The following is a 22,701-nucleotide window of genomic DNA, read 5'->3' as shown; positions in this document are numbered from 1 at the left end:
GGGGTACGAAATTCTCTCGCCTGGGTAACCAGCGGGCATCACGTTGGAGGGAGTGCCGGTGGCGGCGAGGCGAGGGGCCAAGATCGGCATCGTGCTGGTCGTGCTGGCGGTCATCCTGGTGGGAGCGTTCTTCCTGGTCGACCGGATCGCGGCGAGCGCCGCCGACGACCGGATCACCCAGGAGACGAAGACCCAGCTGGCGGCCAACAACGTCAAGTACGAGGGCGAGCCCGACGTGGAGATCACCGGGTTCCCGTTCCTGACGCAGGTCATCGCCGGGGAATACAAGAAGATCACGATCTCGCTCACCAAGCCCCAGGTGAACAACGTCAAGCTGGACACCCTGACCGTCGAGGCGCGCTCGGTGAAGGCCGACGCGCAGGACCTCATGAACGGCAAGGGCGACGTCGTGGCCGGGGTGGTCGCCGGCAACGCGACGATGAGCTGGGACAACGTCCGGCCGCTGCTGGAGGTCGCCGGGCTGCCGTCCGGCGTGGACCCCTCGAACGTGGACCTCAAGGTCGTCGACAACAAGATCGAGATGCGGGTGCCGCTGGCCTTCAACGGCCTCAAGCTGACCATGATCGCCAAGGGCGCGATGGTCGTCGAGACCGGCAAGGTCCGGCTCAAGCTGGAGTCGGTGACCACGGACAAGGGCGATCTGCCGGCGCAGGTCAACAATCTGATCAAGCAGTACCAGAGCCGGCTCCAGGTCACCGTCAAGCTGCCCGGCCTCCCCTACAACCTGGTGGTCAACTCGGTGACCACCACCGACACGGGGCTGCAGGTCACGGCGTCGGCGGCGGACGTCAAGCTCACGGGGCAGTGACGCGCCGGACCCTGGGCGGGCACGCTCGGCGATGCTAGGCTGCCGGACTATGAGCATGCTGCTCACCAAGCGGCGCGCGGTCGACCTGTGCCGCGTGGCCACCTGCCTCTGTTGCCGCCCCTAGTGGTGCGGCCCTGCAGCGTGCTCTCGTAACGGCTCGAGGCAGCGACGCCCCAGACCGGTGGGTCTGGCTCTTGTCGAAGACTCATCGGGGAAACCGTGTCCCGTCCTTCTGGGGCGCGCGGCTGCATGCCCGTGTGCCCATCTCAATCCTGGGAGAGAGAACACCCATGAGTCGCGAATCCGCCCTGGTCACGGCCGACTGGGCCGAGCAGAACCTCGAGACCCCCGGCGTCGTCTTCGTCGAGGTCGACGAGGACACCACCGCCTACGACGGCGGACACATCCCCGGCGCCGTGCGCATCAACTGGAAGACCGAACTGCAGGACCAGGTCCGCCGGGACTTCGTCAACAAGGAGCAGTTCGAGGCGCTGCTGTCCAGCAAGGGCATCGGCAACGACGACCAGGTCGTGCTCTACGGCGGCAACAACAACTGGTTCGCCGCCTACGCGTACTGGTACTTCAAGCTCTACGGCCACGGCGACGTCAAGCTGCTCGACGGTGGCCGCAAGAAGTGGGAGCTCGACGGCCGCCCGCTGAGCAAGGACGAGGTCAGCCGGCCCGCCACCACCTACACCGCCGTACACGACCAGGACCTGTCGATCCGCGCCTTCCGCGACGACGCCGTCAAGGCGATCGGCTCCTACAACCTGGTCGACGTCCGCTCCCCCGACGAGTTCGCCGGCCGCCTCCTGGCCCCGGCCCACCTCCCGCAGGAGCAGGCCCAGCGCCCCGGCCACATCCCGACCGCCATCTCGGTGCCGTGGAGCAAGGCCGCCAACGAGGACGGCACGTTCAAGTCGGACGACGAGCTCGCCAAGATCTACGGCGAGGCCGGGCTCGACAACAGCAAGCCGACGATCGCCTACTGCCGCATCGGCGAGCGCTCGTCGCACACCTGGTTCGTGCTCAAGGAGATCCTCGGCCACTCCGACGTGCGCAACTACGACGGATCCTGGACCGAGTACGGCTCGCTGGTCGGCGTGCCGGTGGCGCTGGGCGACGAGCCCGGCCAGGCCTGAGAGGGGCTGTACCTTCCATGAGCACTGCTGACAGCTGCGCCGCGCCCGACCAGAGCGCTCCCCTGCCCGCGAGCGTCGACGTCGAGAAGGAAACCGTCATCACCGGCGTCGTGCGCAACGGCACCGACCCGGTCGGCGGCGCCTACGTGCGCCTGCTCGACTCCACCGGCGAGTTCACGGCCGAGGTCGTCACGTCGCCGGCCGGCCAGTTCCGTTTCTTCGCCGCCCCCGGCAACTGGACGCTGCGCGCCCTGTCCCGCGCCGGCAACGGCGACGCGACGGTGGCCGCGGACCGCGGCATCAACGAGGTCGCTGTCGCCGTCGGCTGACGTTCGTCCGTTCCCCGGGCCGCTTGTGGGAGCGTTCCGGGGATGCTTCGGAACGCTTCTGGGAGCGTTCTGGGGACGCCTCGGAACGCTTCTTGGAGCGCTTCGGGACGCTTTTTTGGAACGCCGCTCACCCCCCGGTGGGCGGCGTTTCGTGTTCCGGCTGCGAGGATGTCGACCGTGAAGCGTCACTGGGTCGTCATCGGCGTGGTCGCCTGGATCGTGGTCATCGCCGGAGCGGGCCTGTGGTCCTACTTCAACGACCCGGCCACGACCCGCGACCAGACGACGATCGCCGACGCCCTGCCGACCGTGGACACCGCCATCGCGCGCGTCTACGGGGCGCTGGACCCGCAAACGTCCGTGGCCGCACTGGGCGGATACCGCCGCACCGAGGTCAGCTGCCGCGTGACGTCGGCCCGGGAAGGCACCAGGTTCAGCCGGGAGCTGCTCGTGTACGTCCGGAAGGACACCGAGGCCGCGACGCTGGACCGCGTGAAGGCCGCCCTGCCGCCCTCCTACGAGCCGAGCGTCACCCACAGCGACACCACCGACGTGCTGAACGCCGACGCGGGCGACTTCGTCCTGCTCCGCGGCACCGTGACCGACCCGGGCGTACTCCGCTTCACGGCCGACACGGGCTGCCGCGTCCAGAACGCCCCGGTGCCGGAGCCCACGACCACCACCCCCGACCGATCCCCCATCCAGACCGTCCTGACCACGCTGGGCACAACGGCCTCGGAATGGCGAACCCACCAGCTCACCACCCCGTCATGCCACACGCTGGCAACGGTGGAGGCCGACACGACGGGCGACCTCCGACGGCTGCACACAACGATCGCCGCCGCCACGGTCGTCCTCGACACGGACCAGGTCTTCGCCTACCGAACCGGGACAACCGCGATCTCCGTCCGCAAAAACGGCAACGAGCTCATCGCGACGGCCACCACAGGCTGCTGACCCGCCGCGCCCAGTCTTCTCACCTACATCGCGGACGGCGCGGACGGCGCGGACGGCGCGGACGGCGCGCGAAAAGTCCGACACTTCGTGATCGGACTTTTCGGATTTATCACCATAAGGCGCCCAACGGCCTTTGGTGCCGATTGTGTGAAGCGTGGGGTTTGGCGGCCCAGGAGCTGTCATCCACGGCCGGCTGCGCGCTATGGCGCTTCGTTGCCTTACGGACCAGCGCTCGCGGCCGACCGCAGACGCGAGACGCGCGGGACGTGCGTGAGTTGGAGTCCGCGCCAAACGCTTGCGGCTGGCCAGAGGCGGCAACAGGTGAGGCCGGCGTGGGCTGGGGTCCGTATCAAGCGCTCGCGGCCGACCGCGGCGACGGGCGGGCGGGGCGGGCCTGGGGCGGGGTCGGCGTCAGGCGTTGAGGAAGTCGGAGATCCTGGTGCGCAGGTCGGCGCGCTGGGTCCACAGGATGCCGGGGCGGTCGTAGAGGTGCAGGTCGGCCTTGGGGAGGGCGGCGGCGAGCTGTTCGGCTACGGCGGCTGGGTGGAGGTCGTCGCCGCGGCAGCCGATGACCAGGCACTCGGCGGTGACGGTGGACAGGGCGGTGCGGTCGTCGACGGCGGACTGGTTTGGGAGGCTGGTCAGGCCCGAGGCCAGGCCGTCGCGCATGAGCTGGTCGAGGCGCTGGCGCAGGAACGCCCAGACCGGCGGGGAGTTGCGCAGCTGGGACGGGATCTCCTGAGAGATCACGTCGGCCACGGCGGCAGCGTCGCCGGCCTCGATGGCCTCCAGCAGCGCGTTCAGCCGCTCCCGGGCGGCGGCCGGGCGGGGCGAATCGAGGACGGCGGGCAGGAAGAAGACGGCGCGCTCGAACCGGCTCGGGTTGTCGGCCAGCAGGCGGGTCAGGGCGCCGGCGCCCAGGCTGACGCCGAGGGCGCGGGTCGCGCCGGCCAGGTCGGCGATCGCGCGCAGGTCGCGGGCCAGGTCGAGGTAGGTCCAGGTGCCGCCCGGGGCCGCGGACTGGCCGTGGCCGCGAAACTGGAAGAAGACCTTGCGGCCGCGCACGGCGCTGCCCAGGGGGCGGGTCTCGGCGATGCCGCTGCCGAGGCCGTGGGCGAAGACCGTCACCGGGTCGCCCTCGCCGGTGACGAGCTGCTCCAGTTCGACGCCGTGGGGTGTGGCGACCAGCTCCGTCGGCGGGGCCGGAAGGGTCGGCCGGCCGGTCTGCGGTCCCCTGGTCACGGGCGGGCGGAACCGGTCCGGGCGCCCGTCCGGCGGGGGCGGCCAGCGGAAGTCCATTACCAGGAGCCGTGGCCGTCGACCGCGTCACGCAGCGCGGGGCGGATGTCGAGCAGGTAGACCGAGAAGATCCCGGCCGCGATGAGCGAGAAGATGCCGAGGTAGCCCAGCTGCAGGTTGGGTGAGATGGCGGTGAGCAGCTCGCCGCCGCCGATCAGGGCCAGCCAGATCGACTTGGACATGGTGCCGATCGCCGGGAACGCGTCGGTGCGTTGCACCACGCAGTGCAGGAACGCCGCGGCTCCGAGCACCAGGCAGAAGATCCACACGGTGATGGAGATGTAGTTCTCGACCTGGGCGTAGAAGATCGGGACGGCGCTCACCATGTCACGAGCTTATGCCGAAGCCCTCCGGCCCGTGTCAGACGGTGCCGGAGGGCTCCACAAAACATCAGGACTTCTTCGGGGCGACCTTCTTCGCCGCGGTCTTCTTCACGGCCGCGGGCGTGCCGACCTCGTCCGGCTCGGCCTCGCCGGTGGTGGCGACCAGGGCGGTGACCTCCTTGGCGGCCGGGTCGAGCTCGACCTGGGCCTCGGCGCCGCGCGCGGTGCTGACGACCTTCTCGCCGCGGGCGACCAGGCCGGTGTAGACCGCGAGGGCCCGGTCCTGGGCGAACTGGGCGCCCTGCTGGGCGTTGGCCAGGAAGGAGGCGGCGTTGCGGCGGGCGGCGCTGCTGAGGCGGTTGAGGTCGCCGCGCAGGCTGGCGTCGGCGGCGGCCGGGCGGAACTCCTCGACCCGGGCGCGCAGCTGGGCGACCTGGCCCGGCAGCTTACGCAGCTGCTCGTAGGCGAGATCACCGGCGCCGGCGGCCGCGTAGAGCGGGGTCGGGATCTTGCGGGTGGTGCTCTTCGTGGTGGTCTCGGTGCTCATGGCGACTCCTCCTGGAAACGTGTCGGCTCGGTGGCGGGCGCGCCGGTGCCGGGGCGCTCGCCCTGCGCGTCGGTGTCCGCGCGCTCGGTCTGGGGCGGGCTGGACACACGCGCCGGCTCGGACGCGCCAGTGCCTGCGCGCCCGGTGCGCATGCCGGTGCCCGCGCGCTCGGTCTGCGCGTTGGTGTTCGCGCGCTCGGTCTGCGCGTTGGTGTTCGCGCGCTCGGTCTGCGCGTTGGTGTTCGCGCGCTCGGTCTGCGCGTTGATGTCCGGGCGCTCGGTCTGCGCGTTGGTGTTCGCGCGCCCGGTTTGCGGGTCGGTGTCCGGGCGCTCGAGCTCGGGCGGGCTGGAGGCCCGCGCTGGTTCGGGCGCGTCGGTCGGTGCGCCGTCGCGGACCTGGTCGTCGTCGGCCGGGTCCGGGGAGTTCCGCGCGTTCTCCCGGCGGAACGTTTCGTAGATCTGGGTGAGCGACTGCTTCTGGGCGGTGGTGAGGTCACTGTCCGCGGCGATCGCGGCCAGCACGTCGTGCCCCTCCCGCTCCAGCAGCCCGGCCCGCAGGTACATCAACGGGGTCGACACCCGCAGTGCGCTCGCGAGCTGGGCCAGCACCTCGGCACTGGGTTTGCGCAGGCCACGCTCGATCTGACTCAGATATGGGTTGCTCACACCGGCCTGCTCAGCGAGCTGCCGGAGCGAGATGCGCGCGTTGCGGCGCAGGTCACGGATGAACCCACCCAGGTCGCGCGGCTCTTCGTTCACGCTTACCGACGGTAGCGCGCAGTGCTAGCTGGTTGCAAGCAAAACGCTAACTCTGGCTAGCGTGAACCGGGTCACGCCTGCTCGCCGCCGCACGCCGCCACCGGCCGCCACCGGCCGCCGCCGCACGCCGCCGCCAGCGGCACGCCGCCGCCAGCCGCACGCCGGACGCCCGCCGCCAGCCGCACGCCGCACGCCGCACGCCGCCGCCAGCCGTACGCCCGCCGCCGACCGCACGCCGCACGCCCGCCGCCGTTCTCACGCCCGTACGCAGCCGCACGCCCGCCGCCGCCGGCCGCACGCCGCCGACTTCATACCGCGCGCCGCACGCTTTCACACCGCGCGCCGCACGCCGCCGCCGCACGCCGCCGCCGCACGCCGCCGCCGCGCACTCGCACGCCGCCGCCGCGCACTCGCACGCCGCCGCCGCGCACTCGCACGCCGCCGACCGCACGCCCGCACGCCCGCACGCCGCCGACTTCACACCGCGCGCCGCACGCCGCCGCGCGCCGCAGCCGCCGACTTCGCGCCGCACGCGCCGCAGCCGCCGGCTTCACGCCGCGCGCCGTCGGCCTTACCAGACCGAGCGAACCATGCCCACCGGCCGGCCGCCGCCCAATACCGGAACCTGGCCCGGAAGGTTCACCCCGAGCCGCGCGTAGGCCGCCGCCAGGACCGGGAACCGGGCCCGCATCGCGCCGTCGTCGATCTTGAGTGCGACTGCTCCTACGCCGGGTAGCGCGGCTGCGGCTACTCCCTCGGCGCCGCCCTTGAGGAGCAGGCCCGGGACTGCGCGCATGAGCCGGGTGTCGTCCTCGACCGGGTCCTCGCCGGAGACCAGGAGCGGGTGTTCGCGCATCGCGTCGGCGACCGCTCGCTCGTGGGTGCCAGGGGGCGCGGTGACCAGCCGCAGGAACGAGCCGGCCAGGCCGCGCAGCGAGAACGCCGGGGTCGGCGCGCCGCAGCCGTCGACCGCGGTGGCCGCGATGGGCTCGCCGGCGAGGTCTGCCATCGTGTCGGTGAGCCCGCGCTGCAGCGGATGGTCCGGCTCCAGGTAGGTCTCGAGGGGCCAGCCGTTGAGCTGTGCGGTCCGCAGCATCCCGGCGTGCTTGCCCGAGCAGTTCATGAAGAGCCGCTCCCGCCCGTGCCCGGCCCGGACCACGGAGTCGCGGGCGTCCTCGGCCAGCGGGTAGTCCGGCGGGCACCGCAGATCCTGCGCGGTGAGGCCGGACCGGTCCAAGATCGATTTGACCCCCGCCAGGTGTACTCCCTGGCCGCGATGGCTGGCCGCGACGAGCGCCAGATCCTCGCCGCCCAGGTCGAGCCCGGCCCGCAGCATCCCGACCGCCTGCAGCGGCTTGACCGCCGAGCGCGGGAACACCGGCCCGAGCACGTCCCCGGCCCAGGTCGCGACCTCCCCGTCCGGGCCGAGCACGACGACCGACCCGTGGTGGCGGCTCTCCACGACGTCGTTGCGCACCACCTCAGCGAGCAGCTCCCCGCCGGCGTAGAGATCAGACATGGGGCACCCCGAGCAGCTTGCGAGCGTCGGCCGGAGTCATCGGCGGGCGCTGGGCGAGGCGGGCGAAGCCGCCGGCGTAGAGATCAGACATGAGCCACCCCGAGCAGCTTGCGAGCGTCCGCCGGAGTCATCGGCGGGCGCTGGGCGAGGCGGGCGAAGCCGCTGGCGCGGGCTACGAGCTGGGCGTTGCTCTCGACGGGCTGGCCCTTGGCGTAGGTCACCGTGTCCTCCATGCCGACGCGTAGGTGGCCGCCGGCGGCCAGGGAGGCGAGCAGCACCGGTAGGGAGGAGCGGCCGATGCCCGTCGCCGAGAACGTGGTGCCCTCCGGCAGGTCCTTGAGCGCGGTCTCGCAGGCGGCGAGGGCGGCGACGGTCCCGGGCAGGCCGCCGGGGACGCCCATGACCAGGTCGACGTGGACGTGGCCGCCGGCGGGCAGGCCGTGCTGGTCGAGCAGGCGCTGGAGGGTGGCGAGCTGGCCCAGGTCGAAGATCTCGTATTCGGGGACGATGGCCCGCTCCTGCATGCGGGTGTGCAGGTCGACGATGAACGCCCAGCGGTTGAGGAACACGTCGTCGCCGAAGTTGACGGTGCCCATCGTGCACGACGCCATGTCGGGCTGGGCCTCGAGCACGCGGAGGCGGTCGGCCTCGGGGTCGGTGACCGCGCCGCCGGTGGAGAGCTGCACGATCAGGCCGCTCCCGGCGCGCAGGGCCGACACGGTGTCCTTGAGCCGGCCCAGGTCCAGGGTCGGCTCCGCGGCGTCGTCGCGGATGTGGACGTGGATCACGCTCGCCCCGACCGCCTCGCAGTCCCGGGCCGTGGTCACCAGTTCGTCCAGGGTCACGGGCAGCGCCGGCGCGTCCGTTTTGCGGATCTCCGCGCCGGTCGGGGCCACCGTGATCAACGTCGTTGTCATCACGGCGACGAGTCTTTCACGTGCCAGGTGTCAGCTCGGTGTCAACCGCTGCGGTCGAGGGGCCCACACGCAGTACCGAATCCGGCTTGATGTTCTGCTTCACCACAGCCAGGACGATCATGCCGAGCTCGTGGTGCCGGACGGCGGTCCCGACGAAACCGACGGGCCGGTCGCCGCCCTCGAGCAGGACGGGGGTGTGGCGCGCGGGCAGCTCGTCGGTGGCGATCCCGTCCAGGTGCAGCAGGACCAGCTTGCGCGGTGGGCGGCCCAGGTGGTGCACGCGCGCGATGGTCTCCTGGCCCCGGTAGCAGCCCTTCTCCAGGTGCACGGCCGGGCCGGTCCAGCCGACCTCGGCCGGGAGGGTCTTGTGGTCGGTCTCGAAGCCCGCGCGCGGGCGCAGCGCGGCGACCCGCACGGCCTCGAACGCCCAGATGCCCACCAGGGGCAGGCCGAGATCCTGGATCAGCTCGGGGACGTCGGCGCGGGGGACGAGAAGATCGGCGCCGTACGGCATGCGGCGGACCCAGCCACCCCGCGGCAGCGCCGCGGCCGCGTAGACCACGGTCGGGCGGGCCGGGACGGAGCTGCTGGCGAACTTCGCCTCCGGTACTGCCATGAGGTCCGGCGGCAGCATGGGCCCGACGCCGAGCGAGATCAGCGCCTCGTCGGTCTGCGGGCCCACGATCGACAGCAGCGCCCAGTCCGCGGTGACGTCGGCCGGCTCGACCCGCATCAGGAACCGCATCCGCTCCAGGAACTGCAGCAGGCCCGGCGCGTCCGAGGTGTCGAGCCAGGTGGTGGTGCCGTCGTCGGTGAGCACGGCGTGGTGCTCGACGTGCCCGTGCGGTGACAGCACCAGCAGCTCGGAGCCGGTCATCGGGGCCAGGTCGGTGAGGTGCTGGGTGGTGAGGCTGTGCAGCCAGCCCAGCCGGTCGGCGCCCGGGATCGCGATGATGCCCGTGTGCGAGCGGTCGACCAGGCCCGCGGCGGTGTCCAGGGTCCGCTGCTCGCGGGCCGGGTCACCGTAGTGGGCGACGGCACCCGCGTCGGGGTCGGCGGGGTCGAGGGCGGCGACGGGTACTGCACTCAGCATGGTGCGGCTCCTGCTTCTCGGTTCGTATCGCAGTCGCCGCAGAGGCCGAACAGCGCCACGTGCCCGATGTCCAGGCGGAAGCCCCGGCTGTCCCGCAGCTCGGAGGCGAGCCCGTCGAGGACCGCCGACGGCAGCTCCCGCACCGAGCCGCAGCCCCGGCACACCAGATGGGCGTGCTGGTGCTCGTCGACCGCGTGATAGGTGGGAGCGCCGTGCGACAGGTGCGCGTGCGTGATCAGCTCCAGCTCTTCGAGGAGCTCGAGCGTGCGGTACACGGTGGTGATGTTGACCCCGGCGGCCTTCCCCGCCACCTCGGCGTGGATCTGGTCCGGGGTGGCATGGCGCAGCCGGTAGACGGCCTCGAGCACGAGCTGCCGCGGCGCGGTCAGCCGAAGCCCGCGCGACCGGAGCACTTCCGCGAGGTCCACAGCACCCAATCTATCCCGTGACCCGTCCCGCGACCCATCCCGCGGCGCCAGGCCGCGACGCCAGGCCGCGACGTCAGCCGGCGACGCGCTCGAGGCGGGCGGACAGGTGGACCTGCAGGGGCTGGCCGACGGCGGCCATGTCGAACGTGTAGAGCAGCGCGCCGTCGACGATGCCGTAGAGGCGCTGGCCGCCGCGGACCTCCTTGGCCGTCGCGGTGCGGCCGATGCCGTCGGTGGCCATCTGCCACTGGGTGGTGGTGATGATCTGCCCGGAGTACAGCTCGATGATCCCGGTCGGCGCGGACGTCAGGATCTCGAGCTCGTCGGTGGCCTTGCCGTCCACCATCACCGGCCGCCACCAGCCGACCTCGCGGTGCGACGGGCGGATCGGGTTGGCGTCGGCGTCGATGATCCACGAGCGCGACTCGTAGAACAGGAACGGCCGCCCGTCGTGGCTGAAGCGGACCTCCTGGCCGTAGTGGAAGCCCTCGATCGTCGGGTAGTCGCCCTGCCCGCGCCCGCGCCACACGCCCACCAGCGGCAGCAGCCCGAGCAGCGCCGGATGCAGGTCCGGCCCGGAGCGCAGGTCGTGCGTCTCCTCGAACGGATATTCGCCGACCGGGGCGAGCCCCTCCCACGGTGGTGGCTGCACGTCGGTCACCAACGCCCCCTCGATACTCGTACCGCGAGATAGATCAGCCCGCCGGCCAGCGCACCCATGCCGGCGACGAGCAGGCTCACGAACCCGATCTCCGTAACCATCACCGGAATCCTATGCTGCCAGTCATGGCCCGTTCTCTCGTCATCAAGGCAACCGCCGGATCGGACGCCCCGGAGCGCTGCTCGCAGGCCTTCACCGTGGCCGCGACGGCCGTGGCCGGCGGTGTCCCCACATCACTCTGGCTCACCGGCGAGTCGGCCTGGTTCGCCCTGCCGGGCCGCGCGGCCTCGTTCGAACTCCCGCACGCCGCGCCGCTGCCCGACCTGCTCGACTCGATCATCGCCGGGGGCGCGGTGACGCTGTGCACGCAGTGCGCCGCCCGGCGCGGGATCGGGCCCGACGACGTGCTGCCGGGGATCCGGATCGCGGGGGCGGCGGTGTTCGTCGAGGAGGCGCTGCAGGAGGGCGCGCAGGCGCTCGTGTACTGAGCCTCGCTTCGGTGCGGGTCGGAGCCGTTGGTGCCGGGGGGTGTGGGGGGCGGCGCCCCCTGCCCGGGGCGGGAGCGAAGCGGCCTCGGAATCCTCGTCTATCGCTTTTGTCGCTTTTTTCGGCTTTTATCCGCTTATTCCGTGAGACGGATGCGGACGCGGCGGTTGGCCTTGCCCTTGCTCTCGACCTTCACCACGGTCAGTCGGCCGATCTGTGCGGTCGAGGCCACGTGCGTGCCGCCGTCCGCCTGCGTGTCCAGGCCGATGATGTCGACGATCCGGATCTCCTGCTCGTCGGCCGGGATCAAATTGGACTGCGTGCGGATGATGTCGGGGAGCGCGAGCGCCTCCGTGCGGCCCAAAACCTTGGTCACCACCTTGCGGTCGGCGGCCACCTCGGCGTTGACGAGCTCTTCCAGACGAGCCTTGAAATCCGGGGGTACTTCCGGCAGGTTGAAGTCCATCCGAGCCTCGGCCGGCTCCATGGAGCCGCCGGTGACCAGGGCACCGAAGTCGCGGAACACCACACCGCACAGCACGTGCAGGCCGGAGTGCGTGCGCATGAGTTTGGTGCGGCGATCGTCCTCCACCGCGCCCGTCACCTCCGTGCCGACCGGAGGCAACGGGTCGCCCTCCGCCGGCAGGAGGTAGAGATCGTCGGCCTTGCGGGTGCCGGCGATGCGGGTCTGGACGCCCTGCCAGAGCAGGACACCGTGGTCCGGGGGCTGGCCGCCCCCACCCGGGTAGAACGCCGAACGGTCCAGCACGATGCCGTCCTCCGCCGACGCGTGCAGAACCTCGGCGGTCCACTCGCGCAGTGTCGGGTCGGCCAGATCGAGCCGGTGCGTGCGGCCGTGATGTGTGACACCCATGAAAGCCGACTATATGCGGCAGGTCGGCCCGGCCCAGTACCTCAACGTTGTCATGCAATACAGAACCCGTCGGGCCCGGTTCTGATACGCGTCAGAGGGTCAGCCATTCGGTCACTACCGGCGAGCCGATCGACGGCGTCAACCGCAGCCGGAACAGGCCGGTCGGGAGCGGGCGCAGCGTGAACCAGCCGAGCTCGTCGACCGGGGCCGTGACCGTCCCGGCGTCCCGCCCGGTCAGCTCTATTGAGCCGGCCGCCGGGGGTGTGACCTGCCCGACGAGCGCGTCCTCGGTGGCCTCGAGCTCGATTGTCACTTCGCCGGTGCTCAGCGTCCAGACCCGCGACGCACCACGCATGAGCGCACCCGCCGGTTCGGTCAGCGTGGCCAGGTCGGCGTCCACGGTCCGCCAGGCGAACGCGGCCCGCCCGGCGGCCAGGAACGACTCCGGCACCGCGGCGGCCGCCTTGACCGCGGCCCCCAGGTCGGTCAGCAGCCGGTCGTCGTCGGTCATCCCGTCACCTCCGTGAGCAGCGGGGCGAGGGCGGGGTCGCGGCGCAGGCGGTCGAGGCAGCGCTGGCGGTTGGGCCCGATGGCGCCGACGGCGATGCCGAGGTCGGCGCTGATCTGCGCGTATGGTGCCGGCGGGTCCGCGAACAGCCGCGCCAGCAGGTCCCGGCAGCGCTCGTTGAGCTGCTCGAACGCGGCGCGCAGGGCGATCGCCCGCTCCTCGGCGACCAGCCGGTCCTCGTCGACGTGCGCATCGGGGCCGTCGACGAGCTCGGCCGGGATGTCCCGGCGCCGCAGCCGCAGCACCCGCAGACACTCGTTGCGCGTGGTGGTAGCGAGCCAGCCGGGCAGGGCCGCCGGCTCGCGGATCGTCGCCAGCCGTTCCACCAGCCGGAGCCACACGGCCGCGCCGACGTCCTCGGTGTCGGCGTCCTGCAGCCGGTATCGCCGGCAGATGCCGTAGACCAGCGGCGCGTATCGGGCCACGAGGGCATCCCAGGCGGCCTGCTCCCCGGCCCGCGCCCGGTCGACCAACGTCACCAGCGTCGGGTCGTCGCGCATGGCCTCCATCATGCATGTCATAGCGCCCTACGGAGCGCGCGACTGGCGGGCTGATACGCGAAGTCCAACACCTAGTTCGAGGAGACGATCACCGCGTCGGGGGGCGGCTCGGCCCGGTGCTGGACCAGGTGGCGGATGCCGGTGTTGAGGACGGCCACGAGGGGTACTGCCACCAGCGCGCCGATGATGCCGGCCAGGACCACACCGGTGGCGATCGCGACGATCACGGCCAGCGGATGGACCGACACGGCGCGGCCCATGATCAGCGGCTGGAGAACGTGGCCCTCCAGCTGCTGGACCGCGATGACGCCGATCAGTACCACCAACGCGGTGATCGGTCCTTCATCGACCAGCGCCACGAGGACGGCCACGGCACCGGAGACGGTGGCGCCCACGATCGGGACGAAGGCCGCCAGGAAGACCAGTGTGCCCAGCGGGAACCAGAAGTCCACGTCCAGGAAGAACAGCAGCAGGCCGATGCCGAGGGCGTCGATGAACGCCACCAGCACCGTGGCCCGGACGTAGGCGACAAGCGTGCGCCAGGCGGCCTCGCCGGCGCGGCGGATCGGGTCGCGGGCCGGTGTCGGGAGGATGCCGGTGACGAAGTGCCAGATCCGTTTGCCGTCGCGCATGAAGAAGAAGGTGACGAACAGGATCAGCAGCATCAGGGCCAGGAACTCGACGGTGGCGGTGGCCGTGTTGACGGCGCTGTCGGTGAGGCTGCCGCGGTTGTCGTTGAGCCAGGTCGTGGCCGCGTCGAAGGTGGCGTCGAGCTGGCGGCCACTGAGGTGCAGCGGCCCGGTGGTCAGCCACTCCTGGATCTGCGTGACACCGGCCGACGCCTTCTCCGCCAGCGCCGGGAAGCCGGCCACGAACTCGCTGATGACCAGGGTCAGCACGCCCGCCACGGCGCCCAGGCCCATGATCAGGACCAGGAACGCGGCCAGCGACGGCGGCAGCTTCACCCGGCGGCGCAGGAAGCCCATCACCGGCGCGAGCAGGGCCGAGAGCAGCAGCGCGATGCTGAGCGGGATGAGCACCGTCTTGAGCCGGCCGACCAGCCACAGCAGCACCGCGGCCGCGCCGATCAGGAGCAGCAGCCGCCAGGACCACGCGGCGGCGATGCGCAGACCGTGCGGTACCTCCGCGTCGTCCCGGCTTGTCGTTGTGGCGTGGTCCAGGTTGCGCACCGGCTCGGGCGGAGCCGGGTCGGGCTCTTCGGCGGCGGCCAGCTCCCGTTCGGCCTTGGCCGCCTCCAGGCGCTGGAGGTAGGCGCGCCGCAGATTCGCGCGCACCTTGTCGAACCGGCCCACAAACACCCTCCCAGCACGTCCGCCACCCTCACCCGGACTCCCCACGTTAGACCGGGTCGCGCGACGTTGGCACGCACCGAGGCGGTAGCGTCGCAAGCGTGACAGCACAACCAGCCGCTGGTTACCAGGCGTCAACCGGCGTTCCATCCGCTGTATCGGCGGACAACACCACCGGGGACGGCCTGCCCATCCGGCTCCTGCACGATCGGGTGCTGGTCAAGCTCGAAGGGGCCGAGGGCGAGCGCCGGCACATCTCCGGCATCGTGATCCCGGCCACCGCGTCGGTCGGCAAGCGGCTGTCGTGGGCGACCGCGGTCGGGGTCGGGCCCAACGTGCGGTCGATCGTCTCCGGTGACCGGGTGCTCTTCGACCCCGAGGACCGGTCCGAGGTCGAGCTGCAGGGCCGCGACTACGTGCTGCTCAGGGAGCGGGACGTGCACGCGGTCGCGGCCCGGCGGGTCGAGCCCGACTCGACGGGGCTCTACCTGTAATAGGGCGCGGCAAACGCCGGCGGCGGGGGAATCGGCGGGGCCAGCGGGACCGGCACGGGCACGACCGGGGTCGGCGGCGCCTCGAGGACGCGCACGACGCCGTCCGGGAAGGTGATGTGGTATCGCGAGCCGTCCCACACGGCGCGCGGCGACTGCGGGTCGCGGCCGACGAAGACCTGGCGGTATGCGTCGAGGGCGGTCAGCAGCTGCCGCTCCTCGGCCAGGGCCTCCATCCGGCGTTTCGGCTCCTTGTCCAGGCCGCGGTGCAGGCCGTCGCGCAGCAGCGCCAGCCGGGTCGCGTCGAACTGGAACGCCCGCATGGCCTTGGCCCCCGCGTCGCCGGCCACCCGCTTGGCCCAGCGGCGGGCCGAGAGCCGGCGGCCGAGCGTGCCGAGCGCGGCGACCTCCGGCGGGGAGAACCAGCCGGCCCGGGAGTACTCGCCCAGGACCCGCTCGGTCAGCTTGCCCTCGTTGGAGCGCAGCCAGAGCGCGAACCCGACCATGCACAGGAAGATCGGCATCATCACCGCGAAGTAGCCGTACAGCAGCACCCAGGCGCTGGTGGACGCGGTCACCGACATCAGGTTCCAGGAGCCGTGCAGCATCATCGCGACCAGCAGGCCGGCGAGGGGGGCCAGCCAGCGCACGGCCTTGGCCGAGGAGCGGGAGGCGACGCCGAGGCCGATGCCGGTCATCGAGGTGAACAGCGGGTGGGCGAAGCCGGTCATCAGGATCCGCACGATGAAGATGCCCACGAGGGCCGCGGCCCCGGTCACCGGCCCGGACTTGTCGGCCGTCTCGCCATAGCCCTTGAAGCCGAGGTACAGGATGTTCTCGACCATCGCGAACCCGGTCGCCGACAGTCCACAGTAGACGATGCCGTCGATGATGCCGGAGAACGCCCGGGGCCGCCGCCAGAACAGCAGGACCGGCCCGAGCGCCTTCATGCTCTCCTCGATCAGCGGCGCCACGAGCACCGCGACGATCGCGTCGGACAGGCCGGCCTTCTCGGCGAAGTAGGCGCCGGTGGTGTTGACGGCGAGCGCGACGCCGGTCGCGACGAACGCGCCCCAGCCGAAGACGAACACGAGGTACTTCACGGGCTCCGGCTCGTAGCGGTCGAGCCACAGGAAACAGGAGACCAGCACCGGCACCGGGATGATCGCCGAGGACATCCCGATGATCAGTGAGGTCCAGCCGCCGCTGAACCCGAGGAACGCGAGCACGGCCACGCCGCAGGCCGCGATGAAGCTCATGACAGCGATGAGCGTCAGGAGCCGGCGGCGGTCGGAGCGGCGCGAGGGCGGGGCGGCGGCCAGCGCGAGGGCGGCCGTCGGGTACTCCTGCTGGCCGGTCCTGGGCTCGCTCGCCTCGGTCACGTTGGGCACCGCGGCCATCGGCGGGCCCATCGGCGGCAGCCCGGCCGCCGCCGGCCGCGACCACTCGGAGCCGGGCGGCGGGGAGGTCGGCCCGGCCGACGGCGACGCGAAGACCGGTCCGGGTGGGGCGGACGCGGGCGTTCCAGGCGGCGCGGACGCGGGCACGGGCGGCGCGGAGGCCGGGTAAGGCGGCGCGGAGGCCGGGTAAGGCGGCGCGGAGGCCGGCGGTGGCGTCGGCGAGCCCCACGCCGGCGGAGGCGAACCCCAGGCCGGCGGAGGTTGCGGGGTCCCGCCGGGGCCAGCCGGGGGAGGCTCGCTCGGAGCGGCCCAAGGGGTCGCGCCCGACGTGGGGACGGCGGGCGGCCCGGACGCAGGCTCAGGCGAGGACGGCGTCCCACTCGGCGGGAGTTCGCTCATGGGGCAACTTTATCTGCGCTACCGTCGGCGTAGGTCATGAGTGCCAGCGCACAGCCCCGGCTTGCTGGCCGGCAACCCTCGCGTTCGCGGCGGGGTGCCCCGGGTGATGACCCGGCCCGGCGCGCGGTGTGCCGGGCAAGCGCGAGCACAAGAGGAGTGTCTCCGTGTCGGCCTATGACGCTGCCCAGATTCTGACGCCCGGCGAGGTCAAGCTCACCGACGGCCGGTCCGTCGAGTTCGCCAACCTCGACATCGCCGCCACCGCACCCTGTCTGCGGGTCGTCGCGGACGCCGTGGCCGACCTGCTGCCGTTCTACGGCAGCGTCCACCGCGGTGCCGGGGCGCTGTCGGAACGCTGCACCCGGGAGTACGAGCAGGCCCGCGAGACCGTCGCCGACGTTCTCGGCCACGGCCCGGGCGACACCGTGATCTTCACCCGCAACACCACTGACGCGTTCAACCTGCTCGCCCGGGCCGTCCCGGCGGGCACCACGGTCGTCACGTTCGACACCGAGCACCACGCCAACCTGCTGCCCTGGCGCAACCCGGTCCGGCTGGAGGCCCCGCGCTCACCCGCGGCGGCCGTCGAGATTCTCCGGGCGGCTCTGCGCGGCCTCGAGGGCAACGTACTGGTCAGCGTCACCGCGGCCAGCAACGTCACCGGCGAGGTCTGGCCGATCGAGCGCCTGGCGGCGGTGGCGCACGAGTTCGGCGCCCGGATCGCCGTCGACGCCGCGCAGCTGGCCCCGCACGCGCCGAAGCGGCTGGCCGGGCTGGGGGCGGATTACATCGCGTTCTCGGGGCACAAGCTGTACGCGCCGTTCGGGGCCGGCGTGCTGGCCGGCCGGGCCGACTGGCTGGACGCGGCCGAGCCGTACCTGGCCGGTGGGGGCGCCAGCGCCCACGTCGCCGACGACGGCACCACCCGCTGGGCGACCGGGCCGGCCCGGCACGAGGCCGGCACCCCGAACCTTCTCGGTGCGGTCGCCCTCGCCACCGCCCTGCGGGCCCTGCACGACCGCGACCTCGCCACCGCCGAGCAGGCCCTGCTCCAGCGGCTCCGCGCCGGCCTGGCCGCGCTCCCCCACGTCACGGAGCTGCGCCTGTTCCCGGCCGACGCCGAGCGGGTCGGCATCGTGTCGTTCACGGTGGCCGGCCGCGACCCGGGTGAGGTGGCGGTGACGCTGGGCCGCGACCACGGCATCGGCGTCCGGACCGGCCTGTTCTGTGCGCACCCGCTGACTCGTCGCCTGCTAAATGACGATAAGTCCGATAAGTCGGGCCAAGCAGTGCCCGACTTATCGTCAGGACAAGCCATCAGAGCAAGCTTCGGCATCGGTACTACAGCCGAGCACATCGACCGCCTACTCGCCGCACTCCAATAGATCGCCCAGCGTCTCGACGCGTTCCAGCACGACGGACGGGGTCAGGTCGGTGGCAGTGAGCTCGCCGGCCTCGACCTCCTCCCAGGTGAGCGGCGCGCTCACCGTCGGCACCGAGCCGGCCCGCAATGAATACGGCGCCACGGTCGTCTTGAACGCGTTGTTCTGGCTCCAGTCGATGAACACCTTGCCTGGCCGCAACTGTTTCGCCATCTTCGAAACGATCAACCCGGGATGGGCCCGGGCCAGTTCGTCGGCGATGGCTTTGGCATAGGCGCTGATCTCGTCCGCGGATTCGTCGCCCGGAAGCGGTACCACCAATTGCATGCCCTTTTTCCCGGACGTTTTCGCACAGCCGGAGAGGCCGTCCGCGGCCAGGCGTTCGCGCAGGAGCAGGGCCACCGCATAGCACTCCGGAAGACCCGCGGGCGGGCCCGGATCCAGATCGACCACCATTTGGTCCGGGTCCAGGGCGCGGCCTTCGGCGTCCACCCGCCACTGGGGCGTGTGCAGCTCCAATGCCGCCAGGTTGGCCAGCCACACCATGGTGGCGAGCTCCTCGGCCACGATGAAGTCGATTTTCTCACGGTTCTTCGAGGAGCCGGGGACCGGGAGCCGGACCGTGCGGACCCAGTCCGGAGTGGCGGCCGGCGCGTTCTTCTCGAAGAAGCTGTTGCCCTCGACGCCGTTCGGATAGCGGGTGCGGGTCAGGGGGCGGTCGCGGAGGTACGGCAGCAGCGTCGGCGCGATTCTCGTGTAATAGTCGAGGACCTCGCCCTTGGTGAAACCGGCCTGCGGATAGAGGACCTTGTCGAGATTGGAGATGTCGAGGCGGCGGCCGGCCACCTCGACGTGCAGGCGATCAGGCATCGTGCACCTCCCCCGCGGTCAGGTCCGGGCGAATGCGCAGGAATCGCGGGAAACGCAGCCGGCCGTCGCGGGTCCGGTGCCCGAATTTGACTTCCACCACGAGATGCGGCGTGACCCACACGGCTCCTCGTGCGTCTTCTCGCGGTACCGATGAGCCAAATGGATTGTGTCTTGTCGACAATGGCTCGAGCGCCGACAGAAGCGAACGCTCGGCCGCCCCGGAAATGCCGCCGCCGACCCGGCCCCGATAGGCGAGCCCGCCCGCCGCCGGCACGCCGACCAGCAGCGCCCCGAGCGCCCGCTTGCCCGGCCGCCAGCCGCCGACCACGAACTCGGCGCTCTCCTCCAGCTTGACCTTGATCCAGTCGGAAGTGCGGACACCTTGGTGGTACAGCGAGTCGGCGCGCTTCGCCACCACGCCCTCGAGCTTGTTCTCGACGCTCGCGGCCACCGTCGCCGGACCGTCGTCGAAGGCCGGCGGCACCATCGCGCGCGGCCCCAGCGGGAGGCGCTCCAGGCGCTCGCGGCGGCGGAGGTACGGCCGCGCGACGAGGTCCTCCCCCTCGGCCCGCAGCGCGTCGAAAACCAGGTAGGTGACGGGGACGGTCGCCGCCAGCCGGGCCGCCCGGAGCGGCTCGCGCACGTGCATCCGCTCGGCGAGGACCTGGAACGACGGCTGCCCGGCCTCATCCATGGCCACGACCTCCCCGTCGAGCACCGAGTCGGCCAGCCCCTGCCCGACGCCCGCGAGCTCCGGATAGGCGGCCGTCACCTCGGCCCCACTGCGGGCGAAAAGCCTGGTCACACCATCTTTGACGACCGCGATCGCGCGGATGCCGTCCCATTTGAACTCGTATACCCACCCGGCTCCGGAGGGCAGCACGCCGGGTGATGCGAGCATCGGTACCGGCGGCGTCACCACGGGTAACACGATAGTTCGCTCTCGAGTTCCTCGCGCCCAGGTCAAAACGATGCGAAGCTGAATACGCTGCGGCTTCTTTGTGGAGAGGATCTCTGATGCGCGCGATCTGGAAGGGCGCGGTCTCCTTCGGCTTGGTCTCGATCGCCGTCCGGCTCTACTCGGCGACCGAGGAGAAGGACATCCGCTTCCACCAGGTGCACCGCGACGACGGCGGCCGCATCAAGTACAAGCGCGTCTGCTCCGTCGACGGCGAAGAGGTCGCCTACGACGACATCGCCAAGGGCTACGACCTCGGCGGCGGCGAGATGGTCATCCTCACCGACGACGACTTCGCCGAGCTGCCCCTGACCACCAGCCGCGCGATCGAGGTCCTGGAGTTCGTGCCGACCGAGCAGGTCGATCCGATCCTCTACAACAAGGCCTACTACCTGGAGCCGGAGCAGACCGCGGCCAAGCCCTACGCTCTGCTCCGCGACGCCCTGACGAACGTGGAACGGGTGGCGATCGTCAAGGTCGCCCTCCGCCAGCGCGAGCAGCTGGCCACCCTCCGGGTCCGCGACAACGTCCTGGTCCTCAACACGATGCTCTGGCCGGACGAGATCCGCGCCGCGAAGTTCGACATCCTCGACGAGGACGTCACCGCCCGCCCGGCCGAGCTCGCCATGGCCGGCTCTCTGATCGAGTCCATGGCCGCCGACTTCGACCCGGCCTCCTACACGGACAACTACCGCGAGGCCCTGCAAGAGGTCATCGACGCCAAGGTCGCCGGCCGCGAGGTCGTCCAGCCCGAGGAGGCCGAGGAGGCCCCAGCCGCCGCGGTCGACCTGATGGCCGCCCTGCGCGCCTCCGTCGAACGAGCCCGCGCCGCCCGCGGCGAGGACATCCCATCGTCGTCCGCGGACGACGATGACGACGACGACGCGAAGCCCACGCCGATCAAGAAGGCGGCGGCGAAGAAGGCAGCCCCCGCGAAGAAGGCGACAGCGGCCAAGAAGGCCCCGGCGAAGAAGACGGCCGCGAAGAAGTCAGCCTAGAGCCGCTCGACGAACTCGATCGGTTCCTCGAAGTACGGCAGCATCCGCCAACGGCCACTCCGTATCCGGAAAGGTTTCAGTGGTTCCGGATCGAAGCTCCCTTCGCACTCGAAGAGGTTGACTTCGCGGATCTTCGGCAGGCCGGCGATCGCCCGCACGGCTTCGTCGTCGAGCCCGGCCGTGCCGGCCAGGTCGAGGAAATCCAGCTCGGTGAACGCCGCGATCGCCGGGGTCACCCGAGCATTCGTGCCGCGCACCGCCAGACCGGTCAGACTTCGGGGCAGCTGGTCGAAAACCTGCGGATCGGACAGCGTGACGTGCTCCAGCGCGAGGGACCGCAGGTTCGGCACGAGCGGGCCGATGCTGCCGGGTCCAGTCGGCCTCGGGCCTGATAGACGCCGAGGGCATGGAGCTGGGGGAGCCTCACATGGAATTGACTGAACTGTCCGAGCATCAGGTCGGACAGGCTCAACCGCTGGAGATGATCGGAGAGAAATCGCAGCCTGCCCAGGTCGCCGGCTGACGGCTCGTCCGAGATCCGGATATCCAGGCTGCGCAGCCACAACCTCGTCGGTTACGCCGCGCCGGTGATCATTACCCCACCGCGCGATCAGGTCCAGGGCCTCAGCCCCGCCGATCCCGGAAGCGGCCCGAATCGTCGCCGCGACCTCCCGGCTCCCCCTCGGATGCGTGCGCGCGGGCAGGTCGAGCACCCAGGGCCCGACCAGCGCGAGAGCCTGCGCGGCGCGGATGTTCGGCGGCGGAACGATCGACTCGATGGCGTTGTCCACCGCGGCTCGTACTTCGACCGACAGCTCTGGTGCCGTCTCCAGACATGACAGCGCGAGCAGGGTCAACGACTCGCGCTGTCGACGGCGGCCGCGCCGGAGCGCGAGGTGATGACGTAGCGGGCATCAGGGAAGGTGGAGACCAGTTCGTCGAGCCAGGAGCGGGCTTCCTCACGCTGCCTATCCGGCAGTTCGTCCACACCGTCGACCAAAACCACCGCGGACCCGTGCCGGAGCAGGCTGTGCACCCAGCCGGGCGGCATCTCGTCGGCGATGTGGCGGCCTACGTGGACGACGAAGTGCCGGGGTGCCGGCAAGTCGCGGTCGACGTACCGCCGCAGCGGGGTGAAGAACGGCACCAGATCGTGCCGGGATGAGCGCACTGCGAGCCATTGCAGCAGCGTCGTCTTGCCGCCGCCGGCCTCGCCGCGCAGGAAGATGCGCCGGTGGGTGGCGAGCGCGTGCTCGATGAAGACCGGAGGACCCGGTTCGGCGTCCGGATCGGTTTCGGCGGCGGCGAGCGAAAGGCTGATGTAGGCAACGCTGAGCGGGTACCGCCGCGTCGTGACGTCGGCGCCGAAAAGTTCCATGGCGTCGAGGCGGTTGACGACCTGGCGGCGGTAGTCGGTCTCGAAGTCCTCAGCCGGGTGCGGGCCGCGCTGGGGCAGGCGGCGCAGGATCTCGTCCAGCGTCGCCGCCCGCTCGCTTTCGCGGCGGAGGACCTCGACCAGCGCCGTCGGACCGAAAGCCGGGAGGGCCAGCAGTACCTGCACGATGTACTCGCAGCAGTCCCTCAGCAGCATGTCGTAGAGCGCCGCGCCGTCCGTGGACAGGCCCGCTCGCGCCACGATGTCCGGGCTGAAGTGGCGCAGGTG

At 71.5% G+C, this 22,701-nt stretch carries 29 protein-coding genes and 1 riboswitch; of the genes, 10 read left to right on the top strand and 19 right to left on the bottom strand.

Annotated elements, in window-relative coordinates; translation table 11 throughout:
- Positions 1–58 precede the first annotated feature (58 nt).
- The 5 genes from ACIA8L_RS02370 (at position 59) to ACIA8L_RS02350 (ending at position 3,257) form a co-directional block, all read left to right on the top strand.
- Positions 59–829, top strand: a complete 771-nt coding sequence (locus ACIA8L_RS02370) for a DUF2993 domain-containing protein (protein ID WP_395899567.1) — start codon at positions 59–61, stop codon at positions 827–829.
- A gap of 31 nt (positions 830–860) precedes the next feature.
- Positions 861–953, top strand: coding sequence for an Ms5788A family Cys-rich leader peptide (locus ACIA8L_RS02365; RefSeq protein WP_390891029.1), 93 nt, complete (start codon positions 861–863; stop codon positions 951–953).
- Between the two features lie 166 nt (positions 954–1,119).
- A complete protein-coding gene (locus tag ACIA8L_RS02360) occupies positions 1,120–1,971 on the top strand; it encodes a sulfurtransferase (RefSeq protein ID WP_395899564.1) in 852 nt (283 codons plus the stop codon).
- 17 nt (positions 1,972–1,988) lie between these two features.
- Positions 1,989–2,300, top strand: a complete 312-nt coding sequence (locus tag ACIA8L_RS02355) for a DUF1416 domain-containing protein (protein WP_395899562.1) — start codon at positions 1,989–1,991, stop codon at positions 2,298–2,300.
- 177 nt (positions 2,301–2,477) lie between these two features.
- Positions 2,478–3,257: a hypothetical protein gene (locus ACIA8L_RS02350; RefSeq protein WP_395899560.1), complete on the top strand. Its 780-nt coding sequence runs from the start codon at positions 2,478–2,480 to the stop codon at positions 3,255–3,257.
- Between the two features lie 411 nt (positions 3,258–3,668).
- Here the strand turns inward: ACIA8L_RS02350 and ACIA8L_RS02345 are convergent, their stop codons facing one another.
- The 10 genes from ACIA8L_RS02345 to mtfM form a co-directional block, all read right to left on the bottom strand.
- Complete coding sequence (locus ACIA8L_RS02345; protein WP_395899558.1) at positions 3,669–4,556, bottom strand: alpha/beta fold hydrolase; 888 nt, start codon at positions 4,554–4,556, stop codon at positions 3,669–3,671.
- The gene (locus ACIA8L_RS02340; RefSeq protein WP_223100910.1) at positions 4,556–4,882 is read right to left on the bottom strand and encodes a DUF2516 family protein; all 327 of its coding nucleotides are present in this window, start codon (positions 4,880–4,882) and stop codon (positions 4,556–4,558) included. The genes ACIA8L_RS02345 and ACIA8L_RS02340 overlap by 1 nt, the downstream gene beginning before the upstream one ends.
- A gap of 64 nt (positions 4,883–4,946) precedes the next feature.
- Complete coding sequence (locus ACIA8L_RS02335; RefSeq protein WP_395899555.1) at positions 4,947–5,426, bottom strand: hypothetical protein; 480 nt, start codon at positions 5,424–5,426, stop codon at positions 4,947–4,949.
- Entirely contained in the window at positions 5,423–6,184 is a 762-nt protein-coding gene (locus ACIA8L_RS02330) for a helix-turn-helix domain-containing protein (protein ID WP_395899553.1), read from the bottom strand. The genes ACIA8L_RS02335 and ACIA8L_RS02330 overlap by 4 nt, the downstream gene beginning before the upstream one ends.
- A gap of 571 nt (positions 6,185–6,755) precedes the next feature.
- The gene (locus tag ACIA8L_RS02325) at positions 6,756–7,703 is read right to left on the bottom strand and encodes an asparaginase (protein WP_395899551.1); all 948 of its coding nucleotides are present in this window, start codon (positions 7,701–7,703) and stop codon (positions 6,756–6,758) included.
- An 83-nt stretch (positions 7,704–7,786) separates the two neighbouring features.
- The gene (locus tag ACIA8L_RS02320; protein WP_395899549.1) at positions 7,787–8,620 is read right to left on the bottom strand and encodes a 3-keto-5-aminohexanoate cleavage protein; all 834 of its coding nucleotides are present in this window, start codon (positions 8,618–8,620) and stop codon (positions 7,787–7,789) included.
- Between the two features lie 16 nt (positions 8,621–8,636).
- Entirely contained in the window at positions 8,637–9,713 is a 1,077-nt protein-coding gene (locus ACIA8L_RS02315; protein WP_395899547.1) for a YgfZ/GcvT domain-containing protein, read from the bottom strand.
- On the bottom strand, positions 9,707–10,150 hold the full coding sequence (locus tag ACIA8L_RS02310; protein WP_395899545.1) for a Fur family transcriptional regulator: 444 nt from the start codon (positions 10,148–10,150) through the stop codon (positions 9,707–9,709). Before ACIA8L_RS02310 ends, ACIA8L_RS02315 begins: the two co-directional genes overlap by 7 nt.
- Positions 10,151–10,214: 64 nt before the next feature.
- On the bottom strand, positions 10,215–10,802 hold the full coding sequence (locus ACIA8L_RS02305; RefSeq protein ID WP_395899543.1) for an FABP family protein: 588 nt from the start codon (positions 10,800–10,802) through the stop codon (positions 10,215–10,217).
- Positions 10,799–10,903 (bottom strand): small membrane protein MtfM, encoded by a 105-nt coding sequence (gene mtfM / locus ACIA8L_RS02300; protein WP_033363477.1) that lies wholly within the window; start codon positions 10,901–10,903, stop codon positions 10,799–10,801. The genes ACIA8L_RS02305 and mtfM overlap by 4 nt, the downstream gene beginning before the upstream one ends.
- A gap of 12 nt (positions 10,904–10,915) precedes the next feature.
- Between mtfM and ACIA8L_RS02295 the strand changes: the two genes are divergently transcribed.
- Complete coding sequence (locus ACIA8L_RS02295; protein ID WP_395899540.1) at positions 10,916–11,290, top strand: DsrE family protein; 375 nt, start codon at positions 10,916–10,918, stop codon at positions 11,288–11,290.
- A 134-nt stretch (positions 11,291–11,424) separates the two neighbouring features.
- On the opposite strand, the gene ACIA8L_RS02290 is transcribed toward ACIA8L_RS02295, so the two are convergent.
- The 4 genes from ACIA8L_RS02290 to ACIA8L_RS02275 all read right to left on the bottom strand — a co-directional run bounded on the left by ACIA8L_RS02290 (position 11,425) and on the right by ACIA8L_RS02275 (position 14,690).
- Entirely contained in the window at positions 11,425–12,162 is a 738-nt protein-coding gene (locus tag ACIA8L_RS02290) for an alanyl-tRNA editing protein (RefSeq protein WP_395899538.1), read from the bottom strand.
- Positions 12,163–12,253: 91 nt separating this feature from the next.
- On the bottom strand, positions 12,254–12,673 hold the full coding sequence (locus tag ACIA8L_RS02285; protein ID WP_395899536.1) for a hypothetical protein: 420 nt from the start codon (positions 12,671–12,673) through the stop codon (positions 12,254–12,256).
- A complete protein-coding gene (locus tag ACIA8L_RS02280) occupies positions 12,670–13,230 on the bottom strand; it encodes an RNA polymerase sigma factor (RefSeq protein WP_395899534.1) in 561 nt (186 codons plus the stop codon). Before ACIA8L_RS02280 ends, ACIA8L_RS02285 begins: the two co-directional genes overlap by 4 nt.
- A gap of 71 nt (positions 13,231–13,301) precedes the next feature.
- Positions 13,302–14,690: an AI-2E family transporter gene (locus ACIA8L_RS02275; RefSeq protein ID WP_395899532.1), complete on the bottom strand. Its 1,389-nt coding sequence runs from the start codon at positions 14,688–14,690 to the stop codon at positions 13,302–13,304.
- Between the two features lie 35 nt (positions 14,691–14,725).
- Here ACIA8L_RS02275 and ACIA8L_RS02270 point away from each other — a divergent pair, with 35 nt between their 5' ends.
- Positions 14,726–15,034 carry a GroES family chaperonin gene (locus ACIA8L_RS02270; RefSeq protein ID WP_395901685.1) on the top strand — a complete coding sequence of 103 codons (309 nt, stop codon included), beginning with the start codon at positions 14,726–14,728 and terminating at the stop codon, positions 15,032–15,034.
- On the opposite strand, the gene ACIA8L_RS02265 is transcribed toward ACIA8L_RS02270, so the two are convergent.
- The gene (locus tag ACIA8L_RS02265) at positions 15,025–16,431 is read right to left on the bottom strand and encodes a PrsW family intramembrane metalloprotease (RefSeq protein ID WP_395901683.1); all 1,407 of its coding nucleotides are present in this window, start codon (positions 16,429–16,431) and stop codon (positions 15,025–15,027) included. The genes ACIA8L_RS02270 and ACIA8L_RS02265 overlap by 10 nt on opposite strands.
- Here ACIA8L_RS02265 and ACIA8L_RS02260 point away from each other — a divergent pair.
- Together ACIA8L_RS02260 and ACIA8L_RS02255 are read left to right on the top strand one after the other, a co-directional pair.
- Positions 16,415–16,600 carry a hypothetical protein gene (locus tag ACIA8L_RS02260; protein WP_395901797.1) on the top strand — a complete coding sequence of 62 codons (186 nt, stop codon included), beginning with the start codon at positions 16,415–16,417 and terminating at the stop codon, positions 16,598–16,600. The two genes, ACIA8L_RS02265 and ACIA8L_RS02260, sit on opposite strands and share 17 nt — an antisense overlap.
- 262 nt (positions 16,601–16,862) lie before the next feature.
- A riboswitch (SAM riboswitch) is annotated at positions 16,863–16,978 on the top strand.
- A gap of 40 nt (positions 16,979–17,018) precedes the next feature.
- On the top strand, positions 17,019–18,215 hold the full coding sequence (locus tag ACIA8L_RS02255) for an aminotransferase class V-fold PLP-dependent enzyme (RefSeq protein WP_395901681.1): 1,197 nt from the start codon (positions 17,019–17,021) through the stop codon (positions 18,213–18,215).
- Here ACIA8L_RS02255 and ligD (ACIA8L_RS02250) read toward each other — a convergent pair.
- Positions 18,195–19,082 (bottom strand): non-homologous end-joining DNA ligase, encoded by an 888-nt coding sequence (ligD, locus tag ACIA8L_RS02250; RefSeq protein WP_395899530.1) that lies wholly within the window; start codon positions 19,080–19,082, stop codon positions 18,195–18,197. The genes ACIA8L_RS02255 and ligD (ACIA8L_RS02250) overlap by 21 nt on opposite strands.
- Positions 19,075–19,983: a non-homologous end-joining DNA ligase gene (gene ligD, locus ACIA8L_RS02245; RefSeq protein ID WP_395901679.1), complete on the bottom strand. Its 909-nt coding sequence runs from the start codon at positions 19,981–19,983 to the stop codon at positions 19,075–19,077. Before ligD (ACIA8L_RS02245) ends, ligD (ACIA8L_RS02250) begins: the two co-directional genes overlap by 8 nt.
- Positions 19,984–20,099: 116 nt before the next feature.
- On the opposite strand from ligD (ACIA8L_RS02245), the gene ACIA8L_RS02240 reads away from it, so the two are divergent.
- Positions 20,100–21,038, top strand: a complete 939-nt coding sequence (locus ACIA8L_RS02240) for a Ku protein (RefSeq protein WP_395899528.1) — start codon at positions 20,100–20,102, stop codon at positions 21,036–21,038.
- Here ACIA8L_RS02240 and ACIA8L_RS02235 read toward each other — a convergent pair.
- Together ACIA8L_RS02235 and ACIA8L_RS02230 are read right to left on the bottom strand one after the other, a co-directional pair.
- Complete coding sequence (locus tag ACIA8L_RS02235) at positions 21,035–21,388, bottom strand: hypothetical protein (RefSeq protein WP_395899527.1); 354 nt, start codon at positions 21,386–21,388, stop codon at positions 21,035–21,037. The genes ACIA8L_RS02240 and ACIA8L_RS02235 overlap by 4 nt on opposite strands.
- Before the next feature lie 503 nt (positions 21,389–21,891).
- Positions 21,892–22,698 carry an NACHT domain-containing protein gene (locus tag ACIA8L_RS02230; protein WP_395901677.1) on the bottom strand — a complete coding sequence of 269 codons (807 nt, stop codon included), beginning with the start codon at positions 22,696–22,698 and terminating at the stop codon, positions 21,892–21,894.
- Positions 22,699–22,701: the final 3 nt, after the last annotated feature.

The organism is Dactylosporangium sp. NPDC051541 (assembly GCF_044454505.1).
Lineage (GTDB): Bacteria > Actinomycetota > Actinomycetes > Mycobacteriales > Micromonosporaceae > Dactylosporangium.
The sequence above is the reverse complement of the archived record's forward strand: the minus strand, read 5'-3'. Positions and strand labels throughout refer to the sequence as shown.